The organism is Lysinibacillus sphaericus OT4b.31 (assembly GCF_000392615.1).
Lineage (GTDB): Bacteria > Bacillota > Bacilli > Bacillales_A > Planococcaceae > Lysinibacillus > Lysinibacillus sphaericus_B.
Genome location: NZ_KB933398.1, coordinates 1 through 17073 on the forward strand (window position 1 = coordinate 1; position 17073 = coordinate 17073).

Annotated in this window: 15 protein-coding genes and 1 other annotated feature; of the genes, 13 read left to right on the forward strand and 2 right to left on the reverse strand. The window is 38.6% G+C overall.

The genetic code is table 11. From position 1 onward, the window contains the following. The first annotated feature begins 364 nt into the window (after positions 1-364). The 3 genes from guaB to asnB all read left to right on the forward strand — a co-directional run bounded on the left by guaB (position 365) and on the right by asnB (position 5247). On the forward strand, positions 365-1828 hold the full coding sequence (gene guaB, locus H131_RS00005; RefSeq protein ID WP_010856978.1) for an IMP dehydrogenase: 1464 nt from the start codon (positions 365-367) through the stop codon (positions 1826-1828). Between the two features lie 142 nt (positions 1829-1970). After that, positions 1971-3302 carry a D-alanyl-D-alanine carboxypeptidase family protein gene (locus tag H131_RS00010; RefSeq protein WP_010856979.1) on the forward strand — a complete coding sequence of 444 codons (1332 nt, stop codon included), beginning with the start codon at positions 1971-1973 and terminating at the stop codon, positions 3300-3302. A 106-nt stretch (positions 3303-3408) separates the two neighbouring features. Next, the gene (asnB, locus tag H131_RS00015) at positions 3409-5247 is read left to right on the forward strand and encodes an asparagine synthase (glutamine-hydrolyzing) (protein WP_010856980.1); all 1839 of its coding nucleotides are present in this window, start codon (positions 3409-3411) and stop codon (positions 5245-5247) included. Positions 5248-5310: 63 nt separating this feature from the next. Here the strand turns inward: asnB and pdxR are convergent, their stop codons facing one another. Then, positions 5311-6720, reverse strand: coding sequence for a MocR-like pyridoxine biosynthesis transcription factor PdxR (pdxR, locus tag H131_RS00020; RefSeq protein WP_010856981.1), 1410 nt, complete (start codon positions 6718-6720; stop codon positions 5311-5313). Between the two features lie 105 nt (positions 6721-6825). On the opposite strand from pdxR, the gene pdxS reads away from it, so the two are divergent. The 3 genes from pdxS (at position 6826) to serS (ending at position 9895) form a co-directional block, all read left to right on the forward strand. Then, positions 6826-7710, forward strand: a complete 885-nt coding sequence (gene pdxS, locus H131_RS00025) for a pyridoxal 5'-phosphate synthase lyase subunit PdxS (protein ID WP_010856982.1) — start codon at positions 6826-6828, stop codon at positions 7708-7710. Between the two features lies 1 nt (position 7711). Then, positions 7712-8275, forward strand: a complete 564-nt coding sequence (pdxT, locus tag H131_RS00030) for a pyridoxal 5'-phosphate synthase glutaminase subunit PdxT (RefSeq protein WP_010856983.1) — start codon at positions 7712-7714, stop codon at positions 8273-8275. A 49-nt stretch (positions 8276-8324) separates the two neighbouring features. Beyond that, positions 8325-8540: a binding site (T-box leader), on the forward strand. A 74-nt stretch (positions 8541-8614) separates the two neighbouring features. Beyond that, positions 8615-9895 carry a serine--tRNA ligase gene (gene serS, locus H131_RS00035; protein WP_010856984.1) on the forward strand — a complete coding sequence of 427 codons (1281 nt, stop codon included), beginning with the start codon at positions 8615-8617 and terminating at the stop codon, positions 9893-9895. A 369-nt stretch (positions 9896-10264) separates the two neighbouring features. On the opposite strand, the gene tadA is transcribed toward serS, so the two are convergent. Further along, complete coding sequence (gene tadA, locus H131_RS00040; protein WP_010856985.1) at positions 10265-10780, reverse strand: tRNA adenosine(34) deaminase TadA; 516 nt, start codon at positions 10778-10780, stop codon at positions 10265-10267. 177 nt (positions 10781-10957) lie between these two features. Here tadA and H131_RS00045 point away from each other — a divergent pair, with 177 nt between their 5' ends. From H131_RS00045 to H131_RS00075, 7 genes are all read left to right on the forward strand, one after another. Then, positions 10958-11299: an ArsR/SmtB family transcription factor gene (locus H131_RS00045; RefSeq protein WP_010856986.1), complete on the forward strand. Its 342-nt coding sequence runs from the start codon at positions 10958-10960 to the stop codon at positions 11297-11299. A gap of 65 nt (positions 11300-11364) precedes the next feature. Continuing rightward, positions 11365-12312: a cation diffusion facilitator family transporter gene (locus H131_RS00050; RefSeq protein ID WP_010856987.1), complete on the forward strand. Its 948-nt coding sequence runs from the start codon at positions 11365-11367 to the stop codon at positions 12310-12312. 84 nt (positions 12313-12396) lie between these two features. Continuing rightward, a complete protein-coding gene (locus H131_RS00055; protein WP_010856988.1) occupies positions 12397-12729 on the forward strand; it encodes a metal-sensitive transcriptional regulator in 333 nt (110 codons plus the stop codon). Between the two features lie 104 nt (positions 12730-12833). Then, the gene (gene copZ / locus H131_RS00060; RefSeq protein ID WP_010856989.1) at positions 12834-13040 is read left to right on the forward strand and encodes a copper chaperone CopZ; all 207 of its coding nucleotides are present in this window, start codon (positions 12834-12836) and stop codon (positions 13038-13040) included. 82 nt (positions 13041-13122) lie between these two features. After that, positions 13123-15534, forward strand: a complete 2412-nt coding sequence (locus H131_RS00065) for a heavy metal translocating P-type ATPase (protein WP_010856990.1) — start codon at positions 13123-13125, stop codon at positions 15532-15534. Positions 15535-15686: 152 nt separating this feature from the next. Beyond that, positions 15687-16325, forward strand: a complete 639-nt coding sequence (locus H131_RS00070; protein WP_010856991.1) for a deoxynucleoside kinase — start codon at positions 15687-15689, stop codon at positions 16323-16325. After that, positions 16322-16990 carry a deoxynucleoside kinase gene (locus H131_RS00075; protein WP_010856992.1) on the forward strand — a complete coding sequence of 223 codons (669 nt, stop codon included), beginning with the start codon at positions 16322-16324 and terminating at the stop codon, positions 16988-16990. The genes H131_RS00070 and H131_RS00075 overlap by 4 nt, the downstream gene beginning before the upstream one ends. Positions 16991-17073: the final 83 nt, after the last annotated feature.

Here is a 17073-nt window from a genome sequence, read left to right on the forward strand (position 1 = left end):
ATAGCTGGCTGTTTTTTTATATAGTAAAATAATAATGAAAAACGCAAATAATTAAAAGAAAAGGCTGCAAAACTTCTATAAAAGAGTATTATCGAGTAATAATTACATATTTAATTTCATTTTGTGACACTATAAGTAGTATTCCAAAATGAAATAACTTGTTTTGAGCGCTTGGTTTTCTCATTTGTTCACTATTATTACTTTAAGTTAAGAAATAACTTCTTTCTAATTGGAAATTAGGGGATAAAATTTGATATAATAAAAAGTCTGAATTGTCTTTCTTTAATAAGTTTCTTGACAGTAGCATGACACGTTGTTAATCTTACAATTAATATTCTTTTAACTATAGGAGGAAGTTACGATAATGTGGGAAACTAAATTTGCCAAAGAAGGTTTAACTTTTGATGATGTATTATTAGTACCAGCTCATTCAGAAGTATTACCGAAAGATGTTGATTTATCAGTTCAACTAACACCAAAGATTAAATTAAATATTCCAATGGTCAGTGCGGGCATGGATACAGTTACAGAATCTAAAATGGCTATTGCCATGGCACGTCAAGGTGGTATCGGTATTATCCATAAAAACATGGGTATTGATGAGCAAGCTGAACAAGTAGAAAAAGTAAAACGTTCTGAAAATGGTGTTATTACAAACCCATTCTTCTTAACTCCAACTCACCAAGTTTTCGATGCTGAGCACTTAATGGGTAAATACCGAATTTCGGGTGTACCAATTGTTGATAGTATGGAAAATCAAAAGCTAGTAGGGATTATTACAAACCGTGATTTACGTTTTATCTCTGACTACTCTTTAAAAATTGAAGATGTAATGACAAAAGAAGATTTGATAACAGCTCCTGTTGGTACAACTTTAGAGGATGCTGAAAAGATTCTTCAACAATATAAAATCGAGAAACTACCAATTGTTGATGAAGACGGTAAATTAACTGGTTTAATCACAATTAAGGATATCGAAAAAGTAATTGAATTCCCGAACGCTGCTAAAGACGTACATGGTCGTTTGCTAGTAGGCGCAGCGGTAGGCGTTTCAAAAGATACTATGATACGTATTGAGAAGCTTGTGGAGGCGCAAGTGGATATCGTAGTTATTGATACAGCACATGGTCATTCAGAGGGTGTTCTGCAAACAATTCGTTCGATTCGTGAAACTTACCCTGAATTAGAAATCATTGCTGGTAACGTTGCAACAGGTGAAGGCGCTCGTGCATTATTTGATGCTGGTGCAGATGTTGTTAAAGTGGGTATCGGTCCAGGTTCTATTTGTACAACTCGAGTTGTTGCAGGTGTTGGTGTACCACAAATTACAGCTGTTTACGATTGTGCAACAGTTGCTCGTGAAGTTGGTAAAACAATTATCGCGGATGGCGGAATTAAGTACTCAGGTGACATCGTAAAAGCACTTGCAGCTGGTGGTAACATCGTTATGCTTGGATCACTTCTTGCTGGTACTTCAGAATCTCCTGGTGATACTGAAATTTTCCAAGGTCGTCGCTTCAAAGTATATCGCGGTATGGGATCAATTGGAGCAATGGAAAAAGGTTCAAAGGATCGTTACTTCCAAGAAGATGCGAAGAAACTAGTGCCAGAAGGCATTGAAGGTCGTCTTCCTTACAAAGGTCCATTAGCAGATACGATTTATCAACTTATTGGTGGTATTCGTGCTGGTATGGGTTACTGTGGAGCTCCTAGCCTTGAATATTTACGTGATAATGCTCAGTTCATCCGTATGACAGGTGCTGGTCTTCGTGAATCACACCCACATGATGTTCAAATTACTAAAGAATCACCAAACTATTCAATGTAATATATTGTTAGCAACTTTTATGCTCTCGTATCGTCTACAAAGATGGCACGAGAGCATTTTTTTATGATAGAGATTGCGCACGTACGATAATATCTATGATAAAATTATCGAGGACAAGATTATTTATTGGAGGGCTTTGAAGGTGAAAAAGACAATGAACACCGTATTACGTTTGCTCCTAGTTCCTGCTCTGTTATTTAGTATGTTTGCGGGAATTCCTGCGAAGGCGAATGCAGAATCAGGTTTAGGACTACACGTGGATGCTGCGATTTTAATTGACGCAGATTCAGGAAAAATTTTATATGAAGAAAATGCAGATACTTCACTAGGTATTGCGAGTATGACAAAAATGATGACTGAATACCTGTTATTGGAAGCAATTGATGCAGGTACAGTTAAGTGGGATCAGGAATATAACGTAACAGATTATACGTATCGTATGTCTCAAAACCGTGCATTAAGTAATGTACCATTGCGTAGAGATGGAACTTACACAATTCGTGAGTTATATGAAGCGATGGCTATTTACTCTGCAAATGCTGCTACAGTGGCTATTGCAGAAACCATTGCAGGAACTGAAACTGAGTTTTTAAAACTAATGAATAAAAAAGCAGAAGAGCTTGGTCTTACAGGCTATAAATTTGTGAATTCTACTGGTCTTAACAATGCAGATTTATTTGGTATGCATCCAGCTGGTACTGGACCAGAAGATGAAAACGTAATGCCTGCTAAATCTGTAGCCAAATTAGCATATCATTTACTAAAAGATCATCCAAATGTATTAGAAACGTCTAAAATTGCAAAAAAGACGTTCCGTGAAGGTACAGATGATAAAATTGAAATGTCTAACTGGAACTTTATGTTACCTGGACTAATATTCCAATATGAGGGCGTAGACGGATTAAAAACAGGTACAACAAACTTTGCAGGACATTGCATTACAGGTACTGCAGAGCGCAATGGTACACGTTTGATTTCTGTTGTTATGAAGGCTGTAGATGCAAATGGACAAACCTCTAAAAGAGCTCGCTTTGATGAAACAGCTAAATTATTTAACTATGGCTTCTCACAATTCTCGAAACAAGAAATTATTCCAGCGAACTATAAGTTTAAAGATCAAGAAACAGTAAAAGTTACGAAAGGGAAAGAAAACAAAGTAGCGATTGCTGTTAAAGAACCAGTTTCATTTATGATTAAGTCATCTGAGAAAGATTTATATAAACCTAAATTAGAATTAGATAAAAAGAGTCTGGAAGCTGGAGTGAAAAAAGATACTGTTGTTGGTAAGGTCGTTATTGAGCGCACAGAAGGCACAGATTACGGCTTTATTGATGGCAAGGACCTTTCAGCCGATGTTGTCACTACAGAGGCTGTGGAGCGTGCTAGTGGTATCTCACTATTCTTCCAAGGGATCGGGAGCTTCTTCGGTAATCTATGGGGCGGCATTTCTGATTTCGTTGGCGGTTTATTTTAAAAATTAATGTAGAAGGAACACGCAGATGTTTAAAAAACATGGCGTGTTCTTTTTTCACGTTTTATGAGTTTCTTGCATACGCTATTAGTTGAAAGGATGTGGCTAAATGTGTGGCATTACAGGGTGGGCTAGCTTCCAAAGGGATTTGCGTAATAGTGGTCAAATATTGAAGTCAATGACGCAAACGTTAAATAAAAGAGGACCAGATGATGAAAATACTTGGTGTAGTGAACATATTGCATTTGGCCATCGACGGTTAGCAGTTATAGATTTAATCGGTGGAAAGCAACCGATGAAAAAAATACACGATGGTGAAAACTATGTCATTACATATAATGGCGAGCTGTATAATACGGAAGAAATACGAAAAGAGCTGCAAAAGAGAGGGTATGTGTTTGCAACGTATTCAGATACTGAAGTTCTTTTAACCGCTTATATTGAATGGAAAGAGCAATGTGTTGATTTTTTAAATGGTATATTTGCTTTTGGTGTGTGGGATGAAGCGGCACAATCACTTTTTTTATGCCGGGATCGTTTAGGTGTAAAACCGTTGTATTATACAGAGCAGCAGGATAGTCTGCTTTTTGCCTCAGAGGTGAAGGCATTATTGGCCCATCCAACAGTTCAACCAATCGTTAATATAGAAGGGCTAGCCAATATTATGGCTGTAGGTCCATCTAGAGCTCCTGGAAAGTCACTATTCCAAAATATTAATGAATTACGTCCCGGATATGCTATGCGCTTCTCTAGAGAAGGAGTACGTATATGGCAGTATTGGCAGCTTCAAAGCAAAAAACATGAAGAATCTTTAAATGAAACGATTGACCAAGTACGTTTTTTACTAATAGATGCCATTGAACGTCAGCTTATATCAGATGTACCAATTTGTACTTTTCTTTCAGGTGGACTAGATTCAAGTATTATTACGGGTATTGCTGCGAATACGTTTCAACAACAAAATAAAGGCAAGCTTCATACGTACTCAATTGACTACGAGGACAATGAACGCTTCTTTAATCCACATGCTTTTCAAGTGTCCACAGACACATATTGGATTCAAAAAATGAAAGATACATTTGATACAACTCACCATGCAGAAGAAATATCACAGCAACGGTTAATTGATCTATTAGTAGAAGCTGTAGTTGTAAGAGATTCACCGGGGATGGCTGATGTTGACTCGTCGTTATTATGGTTTTGCCGAGAAATTAAAAAAGATTTTACAGTCGCTTTATCGGGTGAATGTGCCGATGAAATTTTCGGTGGCTATCCGTGGTTTACAGAAACAACTTCAGGCTTTCCGTGGATTCGATCATTGCCTGAAAGATCTGCCTTGTTGCGAGAGGAATGGCGTAAAAAGTTATCTCTGGAATCATATGCACAGCAAGTATATGCACAAACAATTAGTGAAGTACCTCACTTAGAGGGGGAAAATAACGAGGAGTCAAAGCGTCGTGAGATGTTTTATTTAAATATGGTGTGGTTTATGCAAACATTACTAGAACGAAAAGACCGTATGAGCATGGGGGCGAGTTTAGAAGTGCGTGTACCGTTTGCTGATCACCGTCTTGTAGAGTATGCATGGAATATTCCTTGGGAAATGAAAAATCTAGAGGGCAAGGAAAAGGGGTTACTTCGAAAAGCAATGGAACATTTATTGCCTGAGGAAGTATTATATCGAAAAAAGAATCCCTATCCGAAAACCTACCATCCTGTTTACACAACTGGCGTTCAAAAATGGTTGAGAGACATAATGAGCGATAAAAATTCTATTCTACATGAATTATTTGAACGACGAAAATTATTGGAGCTTATTGAAACGGGAGGTAATACCTTCAAGGTGCCTTGGTACGGACAATTAATGGCAGGCCCTCAGCTACTTGCCTATTTAGGGCAAATACATGTGTGGTTTGAGCATTATGATATTCAACTGAAGGAATCTTAAAAAGAAACAACCATCCGATCCCTTTTTTAGGGAAATGGATGGTTTATTTTTTGTTACTTTCAGTTAGTGATCCCGCCGTATGTCCCAACAATCCATGAGTCTCACAATAGAAGCTTCGATTTGGTGAACAGGAATACCACCAAAGCCTAGTAAAAACTGTGCTTGTGTAGAGAGTAGTCCATCCAGGCGATAATCCGATAAAGGATAAATACCAATTCCTGCATTGTTGGCGTGCTGCTGTAATTGTTTTTCTGATAAAGAATGTTGAACATTGAGTAAGACATGCATACCTGCCTGCTCACCGGTCATCTTAACTTGTGAAGAATAGTTTTCTAAAATAGTAGTTAGCTTATCATGCTTTTTGCGATACACTTTTCGCATCCGATTTAAATGCTTAGAAAAATGGCCGTCCCGCATAAAATTTGCTACGATATGCTGATCAAACCTTGGCACTGTTGAGGAGTAATAGTTAAAAACATCGTTATAAGTTGCAAGCAGTTTTGGTGGCAGCACAAAATAAGCGACACGTAAGGACGGCATTAACGATTTTGTAAAAGTACTCATATAGATGACTTTATCGTTACGATCTAATGCTTGAAGCGCTGGAATTGGTTTCCCAGTATAACGAAATTCAGAGTCATAATCATCCTCGATAATATAACGGGAAGGGCTCTGTGCTGCCCAATTCAATGCTTGAGCTCGTCTTGTTGCAGATAATACGGCACCAGTAGGAAATTGGTGGGATGGTGTTATATAAACAACATCAGCACTTGTTTTTTCGAGGGCATGAATAACAATTCCTTCAGCATCGACTTCTATGGGTAAAACCATTCTCTTGTGTTGCGAAAACATCCGGTGCACAGTTGGATAACCTGGGTTTTCAAGTGCAAAGCAAGTATCTTCGCTGAAGAGACGTAATATCATTGGCAGAAGTTGTTCCGTACCAGAGCCAATAACAATTTGTTCAGGGCTGCAGACAACTCCGCGTGATTGGTATAAATAATGAGCAATTTCCGTACGCAATGCTCGTTCTCCTTGCGGCTCCCCTGTTAATAATAAATCCTTTGAAGCATCATCAAAAAGGTCTCTCGCGTATTTGCGCCATGTTTGAAAGGGAAAGGCATCAATATCAATAGAACCAGGGTTAAAATCAATCATGTAAGATTTTTTCTTTGGCTGTTCGTTTAAGAAAGTGGTGGTGTCTTGTTGAATATACGGTAGTTCATCAATTTCCTCTACAAAATAGCCAACCCGTGATTTTGACATAATATAGCCCTCAGCAAGTAATTGAGCATAAGCAATTTCAATAGTTGTTTGGGAAATGTTTAAAAAATCTGCTAATTTTCGCTTCGACGGCAATTTTTCACCGACGGCAATTTTCTTCGTAATAATGGCTTCTTTTATACCACTATAAAGCTGATCGTAGAGGGGTTTACCGCCATCTTTTTCAAGTTCAAATAATAGCATGTCCATGTTAAATAATTCTCCTGACCTTATGATTATTTTATAAACTGAATATTTTTATATGGTCAATTTCTATTATACTAAATTTCATCATGAAGGTGGAGGTTAGAGAATATGAAACAAACAGGGACAGAGTTAGTAAAACGTGGGATGGCTGAAATGCAAAAGGGTGGCGTCATTATGGACGTTATTAACGCTGAGCAGGCAAAAATTGCTGAGGCAGCAGGCGCTGTTGCTGTTATGGCATTAGAGCGAGTGCCTTCAGATATACGTAAGGCTGGTGGTGTGGCACGTATGGCAGATCCACGCATCGTAGAACAAGTAATGGGCGCGGTTTCTATACCTGTGATGGCAAAGGCACGTATTGGTCATATTGTAGAGGCACGTGTGTTAGAAGCAATGGGCGTTGATTATATTGACGAAAGTGAAGTCTTAACACCAGCAGATGAGGAATTCCATTTATTAAAGAGTGATTATACAGTACCTTTTGTTTGTGGTTGTCGTGATTTAGGAGAAGCGGCCCGTCGAATTGGAGAAGGCGCTTCAATGCTACGGACGAAGGGTGAGCCTGGGACAGGAAATATTGTAGAGGCAGTGCGTCATATTCGTAAGGTGAACGCACAAGTGCGTAAAGTCGTAGGTATGACCGAGGACGAATTAATGACCGAGGCTAAATTATTGGGTGCGCCATTTGAGTTATTACGAGAAATTAAACGTCTTGGTTGTTTGCCAGTTGTAAACTTTGCCGCAGGAGGTGTTGCTACACCAGCGGATGCAGCATTAATGATGGAGTTAGGAGCTGATGGTGTATTTGTGGGTTCGGGTATTTTTAAATCAGAAAATCCTGAGAAGTTTGCCCGTGCTATTGTAGAAGCTACAACACATTACAAGGATTATAAGTTGATTGCGGACATTTCCAAAGAACTTGGTGTACCGATGAAAGGGATTGATATTGCACAGCTGAGCCAAAATGAACGTATGCAAGAACGAGGCTGGTAAGATGAAAAAGATTGGTGTGTTAGCTTTGCAGGGCGCGATACGAGAACATGCCCGAATGTTAGAGGTAATTGGTTACGAAGTTGTATTAGTAAAGCGTGAGAAGGATTTAGCAGAGCTCGACGGTCTTGTATTGCCAGGAGGAGAAAGTACAACGATGAGGAAGTTACTAAATCATTATGAGCTTTTAGAGCCAATTCGTGTACTTGCACAACAAGGTTTGCCGATGTTTGGTACTTGCGCAGGACTAATTTTATTGGCAAAGGAAGTAATGGATTATGAATCACATATAGGTGTGATGGATGTAGTGGTGGCTCGTAACTCTTATGGACGTCAGGTGGATAGCTTTGAGACTAAACTTGATATTCCGGCAATTGGTGACGCCATATCAGCGGTATTTATTCGTGCGCCGCATATTGTATCGGTTGGCGAGGGTGTTGAAATTCTAGCAGAGCATGATGGGAAGATTGTGTTGGCACGTGACGGCCATCTACTAGGGTGCTCATTTCATCCAGAATTAACGACAGACCCACGCATCCTCGAATATTTTGTTACATCTATGGTGTGACTTGCAAAATATCGTTTCATATAGTACAGTATGGTTAAAATTTAAATAAGTGAACACGATGATGGGAAGTAGTAGCAAGCACGTTTTTTTTAGAGAGTCAGCGGGTGGTGGAAGCTGATAAAAGCACTTGTGAATCCGTCCTGGAGTTGCGCAGCCGAAGTGAATAAAGTAGGCTGTCGCCGGTTGAAATGCCGTTATGAGATAAGTGGATTAGGCGAATGTCTAATCAATTAGGGTGGCAACGCGGGTAGCTCTCGTCCCTTTCTGGGGATGAGGGCTTTTTTGTGTTCAATTTTAAAAGCTACTCCCATCATTATGAATCTACTGGAGGTATGAACAATGTTAGATATTAAACGCGTCCGAGACAATTTCGCGGAAATTAAAGAAATGTTGTTAACACGCAATGAAGATTTAGGAAACTTAGACGATTTTGATGGTCTAGATGCAAAACGTCGTGAATTAATTGCTAAAACGGAAGAGCTTAAAGCAGAACGTAATAAAGTATCTGAGCAAATTTCTGTGATGAAGCGTAACAAAGAAAATGCAGATGAAGTAATTGCACGTATGCGTCAGGTTGGAGACGAAATTAAAGAGCTAGACACACAGTTAAATGATGTAGAAGACCGTTTTAAAGATATGATGATGCGCTTACCAAATATTCCGCACGAATCTGTACCTGTTGGGACAACAGAAGATGACAATGTTGAAGTATTACAATGGGGTGAAGTGCCGACTTTTGATTTTGAAATCAAAGCACACTGGGACATTGCTACGGAACTTCAAATTGTAGATTTTGAACGCGGTGCAAAAGTAACAGGTAGTCGCTTCTTATTCTATCGTGGGCTTGGTGCTCGTTTGGAACGTGCATTAATGAGCTTTATGATGGATTTACATGCTGAAGAGCATGGCTATGAAGAACTGCTACCTCCTGTTATTGTAAATCGTGATAGCTTAACAGGTACGGGACAATTACCTAAATTTGAAGAGGATGTCTTCAAATTAGATGATACAGATTATTTCATGATTCCAACGGCAGAAGTGCCAGTCACAAACTTCTACAGAGATGAAATTCTCTCTATGGAAGCTTTACCACAGGGCTTTGCAGCATATAGTGCTTGCTTCCGTTCAGAAGCGGGTTCAGCAGGTCGCGATACGCGTGGTTTAATTCGCCAGCATCAATTTAACAAAGTAGAATTAGTTCGATTTGTAAAACCTGAAGAATCTTATGAACAACTAGAGCTATTAACAGGTCATGCTGAGAAAGTACTGCAACTATTAGGTTTACCTTATCGTAAATTAAAAATGTGTACAGCTGATTTAGGCTTTACAGCTGCGAAAAAATACGATTTAGAGGTATGGATTCCAGCACAAAATATGTACCGAGAAATCTCTTCTTGCTCAAACTTTGAGGATTTCCAAGCGCGTCGTGCAAATATTCGTTTCCGTCGTGAGCCAAATGCAAAACCAGAGTACGTACACACATTAAACGGTTCAGGTCTGGCAATTGGTCGTACAGTAGCTGCAATCCTAGAAAACTATCAGCAAGCCGACGGAAGCGTCGTGATACCAGAAGTATTAGTTCCATATATGGGTGGTAAGAAAGTGATTGCCCCTAAATAATCAAGTCGGCTCTGTACTAAAAGCAAAGCGGCAAGGACAAAAAAGCGGCGTTGTGATACCTGACACCGTAAATGGGCGATAAAAATTCTTTGCCCCCAGTAAATTCAACTACTTTAGTGTGCTTATCTCGAAAGTTACCTAAAGTAGTTTTTTGTGTTATTAATGTTCATAAAAATTCTAGATATTTTTTATACTTGAGTCAATTTAAGAAATGCCATGCACGCAAATAACATGGCCTATCAAGAAGCAATTATTTCATTATATGGTTATGCCCATATCAAAAAAAAACAGCCAGACACTCTTCAGTTCCTGTCGCTTCGCTTTCGTGTAGTGACATATTGCTACTTCAGAGTGTTTGGCTTTTTTTATTTACTGTCCTTTATGCTGTTCAATTAATTTTCGTGCCTGTTTCTCTGCTTTTTTACGTTCACGTAATGCTCGAAAAAAATCGGTTAAAATTTGCCCACATTCCTCAGCCAAAATACCCTCTGTTACTTCACATTCATGGTTAAAGCGAGCATCATTTAATAGACGGTAGAGTGAATCTACGCAACCTGCTTTCATATCTCTTGCACCGTAGACAACGCGAGGGACCCGAGACTGTAAAATAGCTCCTGCACACATCGGGCAAGGTTCAAGTGTAACGTAGAGTGTTGTTTTTTCTAAACGCCAGCTACCGATTTCTTTACATGCTTTTTGAATCACCATTAGTTCAGCGTGAGTTGTCGCATTTTGAGTTGTTTCACGCAAATTATGGGCACGTGCAATGATTTTCCCATCGTATACAAGTACTGCACCTATTGGCACTTCGCCAAGCATAGCCGCTTTTTTTGCTTCTTCTAGGGCACTGTGCATAAACGAACGGTCTGTTTCAAAAATATCCACTAGTATCTCTCCTTAAGGGTAGTGTATCATGCGTTTTATTTTATTATCAAATTGGATTATTATATAAAGTTTGTTTCCATTTATTTCTTTTATATTGACATTCCTTATCGAAGCATTTATATTTATATATGAATACATGCTCATATATAAATATAGATGCTTGGGGGTACATTATACATGACTGATGAAATTAAAAGAGGTAATGCAGAAGGACAATTTGAGAAGGAGCAACACTTGGACGAAGAAACACTATTTGTCGTTTCTCAAACGTTCAAAGCGTTAAGTGATCCTACAAGAATACGGATCTTAAACTTATTATGTACAGATGAACATTCGGTCAACGACATAGCCGAAATTTTAGATTTAAGTCAATCAACTGTGTCACATCAATTACGTTTTTTGAAAAATTTACGATTAGTGAAATTTAGAAGAGAGGGCACTACACTTTATTACTCTAAAGATGATGACCACATTATGAATTTATTGAAGCAAGCAATTGAACATGCTACGCACAATTAGGCTTTTCTTATTGATGGGGACAATTGATAAAAGTACAGACGGAAACGAACAATGGAGGGATAGACATGGGACATAATCACGAGCATGGCCATAATCATACACATGGCGCGAATAAGAAAGTATTATTAATATCATTTATAATTATAACGAGTTATATGGTTATTGAAGCGGTTGGCGGTTATTTAACAAATAGTTTGGCACTGTTATCGGATGCCGGACATATGTTGAGTGATTCTATCTCACTAGCGATAGCTCTGCTGGCTTTTATGTTTGGAGAAAAAGCAGCTAGCTATAGCAAAACATATGGCTATAAACGTTTTGAAATTTTAGCAGCGGTGTTAAATGGTGTTACATTGATTTTAATTGCTTTATTTATTTTCTATGAAGCGATTGAACGTTTTGCGAATCCTCCTGAGGTAGCAACAACAGGCATGCTTATTATAAGTGTAATTGGCTTAGCGATAAATATATTAGTTGCATGGATTATGATGCGTGGTGGAGATACAGAGGATAATCTAAATATGCGTGGGGCCTTTTTACATGTACTAAGTGATATGCTTGGTTCTGTGGGAGCAATTATAGCGGCCTTATGTATTATGTTTTTTGGTTGGGGTTGGGCTGATCCACTGGCAAGTGTCATTGTAGCAATTTTAGTACTGAGAAGCGGTTACTATGTAACGAAGGCTGCTATCCATGTTCTAATGGAAGGAACACCTTCAAATGTTGATGTGCAGGATATTATTCAAACGATTGAGCAGACTAAAGGAGTCCAAAGCATCCATGATTTACATATATGGACGATTACGAGTGGAACGAATGCCCTTTCCTGCCATGCAGTTGTTGCTGATCAGCTGAAGATTGCTGAAACTGACAATATATTACGTGACATCGAACATAATCTGGAGCATAAAGGAATAAAACATATAACGATTCAGTTGGAAACAGCAGCACATAAACATGATAATGCAATTTTATGTAAGATAAAAAGTGAACAAACGCACCATCATCATTAACAGTTTATTCCATATATTAAAACTTGTCGCTTTACATACCCTTCTTGGGTATAGTATGATAATGATGAACAGGAGGTGGATATGATGGAGGACGCAGTGAAAGATGATGCTTGCCACACAGAGGAAGGGGCGTCGTGTCGAAAAAGTAATCACCCTGAGCGTGTTAAAAAGGATTTAACTACTCGTTTAAATCGAATCGAGGGTCAAATACGGGGCATTAAGGGCATGATTGAAAAAGACGTTTACTGTGATGATATTATTACGCAACTATCTGCTACGCAATCAGCTTTAAATAGTGTAGCGAGGATTTTATTAGAAGGTCATTTAAAAGGTTGTGTTGTAGATCGCTTGTCAGAAGGTGATGAGGCAGTCTTAGATGAATTAGTAGTGACTATTCAAAAATTAATGAAAAAATAAAAGAATTTATAGATGATACAGCTTTGATGACGACCAATGACAATCGAGGTTTTTAAACAGTATATACCTCTATATCCTATTATAATTTAAAGGAGCGATTTTTTATGCAAAATGTAACATTAAATGTGCAAGGTATGTCATGTGGGCATTGTGTAAGCTCAGTGGAAAAAAGTGTTGGAGCACTAACTGGCGTAGACCAAGTAAAAGTAAACTTAACAGATGGTTTAGTAGATGTAGCTTTCAACGAAGCACAAGTAACCCTTGAACAAATAAAAGAAACGATTGACGATCAAGGTTATGAGGTAAAATAAGATAAGAAGAGTGCTTAGGTAGCACTCTCTTCTTTTCAAATTTATATACCCCCTATTGGTATAAAGAGAGGTGGAAAGGTACATGAGTTCAGAAATAAAAGAAGCCAATCTACAAATTACTGGGATGACGTGTGCAGCCTGTGCAACGCGTATAGAAAAAGGTTTGAATAAAATGGACGGCGTTGAGCAAGCAACTGTTAATCTAGCGCTTGAAAAATCAGCTATTAAATATAATCCTACGAAACTAACAGAGGCCGATTTTGAAAGAAAAATTGAAGCCCTTGGTTACGGTGTCGTAAAACAAAAAACAGAATTAGATATTACAGGGATGACGTGTGCAGCCTGCGCAACACGTATAGAAAAAGGATTAAATCAGCTTGAAGGTGTGTCACTGGCTAATGTTAACTTAGCGCTTGAAAAGGCAACAATTGAATTTAACCCGTCAGAGGTTGCCGTTGCCGATATTATTGCAAAAGTAGAGAAGTTAGGGTACGGGGCACATCAAAAAGCGGATGAACGAGCAACGGTAGATCATCGCGAAAAAGCCATTAAACAGCAACAGCAAAAATTTATTTTATCGGCCATTCTTTCATTGCCGTTACTTTGGACGATGGTTGGCCATTTTTCATTTACTTCATTTTTATATGTCCCCGACTTGCTAATGAATCCATGGGTGCAATTGGTGCTAGCAACACCTGTTCAATTTATTATAGGGAAACAATTTTATGTTGGTGCATATAAAGCTTTACGTAATGGTAGTGCCAATATGGACGTACTTGTAGTAATGGGGACATCTGCAGCCTATTTCTATAGTGTCTATCAAGCAATTGTGACAGCAGGTTCACACCATGTTCCACACTTATATTTTGAAACGAGTGCCGTACTAATTACCTTAATTTTATTAGGTAAATTATTTGAAGCAAAGGCAAAAGGTCGTTCATCTGAAGCCATTAAAAAACTAATGGGTCTTCAAGCAAAAACTGCGATAGTCGTGCATGACGGAGTTGAGAAAGAAGTACCTTTAGAAGAAGTTGTAATTGGTGATATTATCTTAGTCAAACCAGGTGAAAAAATTCCAGTAGATGGTGCAGTGTTAGAAGGAACAACAGCCGTGGATGAATCCATGTTAACTGGGGAAAGTTTACCTGTCGATAAACAGCAAGGTGACCTCTTATTCGGTTCAACCATCAATAAAAATGGCTTCATTAAAATGTCAGCTACAAAAGTAGGTCGTGACACAGCACTAGCGCAAATTATAAAAGTTGTAGAAGATGCACAGGGTTCAAAAGCGCCAATTCAACGGTTAGCAGACCAAATTTCAGGCGTATTTGTACCAATCGTAGTTGGTATAGCAATTGTAACGTTTCTCATTTGGATTATCTGGGTTCGACCAGGTGAAGTTACACCTGCGCTTGAAGTATTAATTGCGGTACTTGTTATTGCTTGTCCGTGTGCTCTTGGTTTAGCTACACCAACATCTATAATGGCAGGATCAGGTCGTGCAGCTGAATTTGGCATTCTATTTAAAGGTGGCGAGCACTTAGAGCAAACACAAAGCATCGATACAGTTGTTGTCGATAAAACAGGAACAGTTACACATGGTAAACCGGTATTAACGGATGTCATGGCAGCTGCAAATCAAAACGAAGAGAAATTTTTATCATTGATAGGTGCAGCAGAGAAGCAATCCGAGCATCCCTTGGCAGAAGCCATCGTTCAAGGGATTGTAGATCGTGGTATTGAGCTTGGAGATGTACAATTTTTCGAAGCAATTCCTGGCTACGGTGTGCAAGCGACAGTATCCGGTCAGGCAGTTGTGATTGGGACACGTAAATTAATGAAACAATATAGTATTGATATAGACGAAGTGCTTCCAGAAATGGAGATGCTAGAGGAGAACGGCAAAACAGCGATGTTAGCTGCCATTAATGGACACTATGCAGGTCTAGTAGCAGTTGCAGATACAGTAAAAGATACATCAAAAGAAGCAGTTCGTCGTTTACAAGACATGGGTATCACAGTCATTATGATGACGGGTGACAATGAACGTACAGCAACAGCAATCGGTGCAGAAGTGGGAGTCGATAATGTGATTGCTGAAGTGCTTCCAGAAGGTAAAGCAGATGAGGTGAAAAAACTACAAGCTGCTGGTAAAAAAGTGGCGATGGTCGGAGATGGTATTAATGATGCGCCAGCACTTGCCACAGCCAATATTGGAATGGCAATTGGAACGGGGACAGATGTAGCGATGGAAGCTGCGGATATTACGCTAATTCGAGGTGACTTAAACAGTATTGCTGATGCAATCATTATGAGTCGGAAGACAATGCGCAATATTAAACAAAACTTATTCTGGGCGTTTGCTTACAATACGCTAGGTATCCCAATTGCTGCAATTGGACTTCTGGCTCCTTGGGTAGCAGGTGCCGCAATGGCATTTAGTTCAGTATCTGTTGTCTTAAATGCTTTACGTTTACAGCGGGTAAAATTATAGCTATAAATAAGGCCCACTTCGGTGGGTTTATTTTTATGGTCTATTTTAAGACAGTACATGTTGATTCTGTTTTTCACTTTCTCACTATGATACAATGAAAGGCACTGATTTAATTTATACTTTATTCATAGAATGTAAAGGAGGAGCTTCTAGTGACGGTCCCATTTGTTACGGTAGAAGGTCCGATTGGTGTTGGTAAAACCTCTTTATCTAAAGAGATTGCGGCGACATTTAATTACCATCTATTAAAAGAAATAGTAGACGAAAATCCCTTTTTAAATAAGTTTTATGAGGATATTGAGGAATGGAGTTTCCAGACGGAAATGTTCTTCCTATGTAATCGTTATAAGCAATTAACAGATGTAAAAAAAATCCGTTCAGCAGATGAAACCCCTGTTGTGGCAGACTACCACATTTTTAAAAATTTAATATTTGCTAAGCGTACATTGTCACCGACTGAATATGATAAATACGAAGAAATCTATCAAATTTTGACGAAGGACATGCCCGTTCCGAATGTGGTCGTTTATTTATATGCGAGTGTGGATACGTTAATGAAACGAATTGCCATGCGTGGTCGTGAATTTGAAAAAATGATTTCGCGTGAATATATGGAACAGCTAGTAGCAGATTATCATTCTTTTATTGAGCATTTTGAGAAGATGCATCCACAAATTCCCGTTATTCGCTTTAACGGTGATCAGCTAGATTTCGTGAAAAACCCAAATGATTTACAATATATTGTAAAAGTAATAAAGGATACGTTACAACAAAGGAGCTTGCAACAATGAATTTGAGAGAAAAATACGATATTCCACCACATACGGTTGTCACAATTGCCGGTACAGTTGGCGTAGGAAAATCAACTATGACAAAGGCGCTAGCTGAGGCATTAAATTTCCGTACATCATTCGAAAAGGTGGATACCAACCCGTATTTAGATAAATTTTATGAGGACTTTGAAAAATGGAGCTTCCATCTTCAGGTGTACTTCCTTGCTGAACGCTTTAAGGAACAAAAACGTATTTTTGAATACGGTGGTGGTTTTATTCAAGATCGCTCTATCTATGAAGATACAGGTATTTTTGCAAAGATGCATTTCGATAAAGGAACGATGAATCCTACCGATTATGAGACCTATACTAATTTATTCGAAGCGATGGTGATGACGCCATACTTCCCACACCCTGATTTACTTATCTATTTAGAGGGTCCGATTGATGATGTAATTGGCCGTATTCAAGAGCGTGGTCGTGAGATGGAGCAACAAACACCAAATGATTATTGGATTGAGATGCATGAACGTTACGAGAGTTGGATTAATAATTTTAATTCATGCCCAGTACTTCGTTTAGATATTAATGATTATGATTTATTGAAAAATCCTGACGCAATTGAATCAATTGTGAGTCGCATCAGTCATATGCTAAAACAAACAAGCCATTTACGTAAATAGCAGTCTTTCAACCTTTAACCATTACTAGCCTAGTAAGAATAATTGAAGTGATTTAAGAAAATAAATGAGTAAAAGACGTGAGA

Excerpts from the sequence above, each read along its gene's own strand:
- guaB (WP_010856978.1), top strand. The coding sequence starts at position 365 with ATGTGGGAAACTAAATTTGCCAAAGAAGGTTTAACTTTTGATGATGTA.
- asnB (WP_010856980.1), top strand. The coding sequence starts at position 3,409 with ATGTGTGGCATTACAGGGTGGGCTAGCTTCCAAAGGGATTTGCGTAAT.
- pdxR (WP_010856981.1), bottom strand. The coding sequence starts at position 6,720 with ATGGACATGCTATTATTTGAACTTGAAAAAGATGGCGGTAAACCCCTC.
- pdxS (WP_010856982.1), top strand. The coding sequence starts at position 6,826 with ATGAAACAAACAGGGACAGAGTTAGTAAAACGTGGGATGGCTGAAATG.
- pdxT (WP_010856983.1), top strand. The coding sequence starts at position 7,712 with ATGAAAAAGATTGGTGTGTTAGCTTTGCAGGGCGCGATACGAGAACAT.
- serS (WP_010856984.1), top strand. The coding sequence starts at position 8,615 with ATGTTAGATATTAAACGCGTCCGAGACAATTTCGCGGAAATTAAAGAA.
- H131_RS00045 (WP_010856986.1), top strand. The coding sequence starts at position 10,958 with ATGACTGATGAAATTAAAAGAGGTAATGCAGAAGGACAATTTGAGAAG.
- H131_RS00050 (WP_010856987.1), top strand. The coding sequence starts at position 11,365 with ATGGGACATAATCACGAGCATGGCCATAATCATACACATGGCGCGAAT.
- H131_RS00055 (WP_010856988.1), top strand. The coding sequence starts at position 12,397 with ATGGAGGACGCAGTGAAAGATGATGCTTGCCACACAGAGGAAGGGGCG.
- copZ (WP_010856989.1), top strand. The coding sequence starts at position 12,834 with ATGCAAAATGTAACATTAAATGTGCAAGGTATGTCATGTGGGCATTGT.
- H131_RS00065 (WP_010856990.1), top strand. The coding sequence starts at position 13,123 with ATGAGTTCAGAAATAAAAGAAGCCAATCTACAAATTACTGGGATGACG.
- H131_RS00075 (WP_010856992.1), top strand. The coding sequence starts at position 16,322 with ATGAATTTGAGAGAAAAATACGATATTCCACCACATACGGTTGTCACA.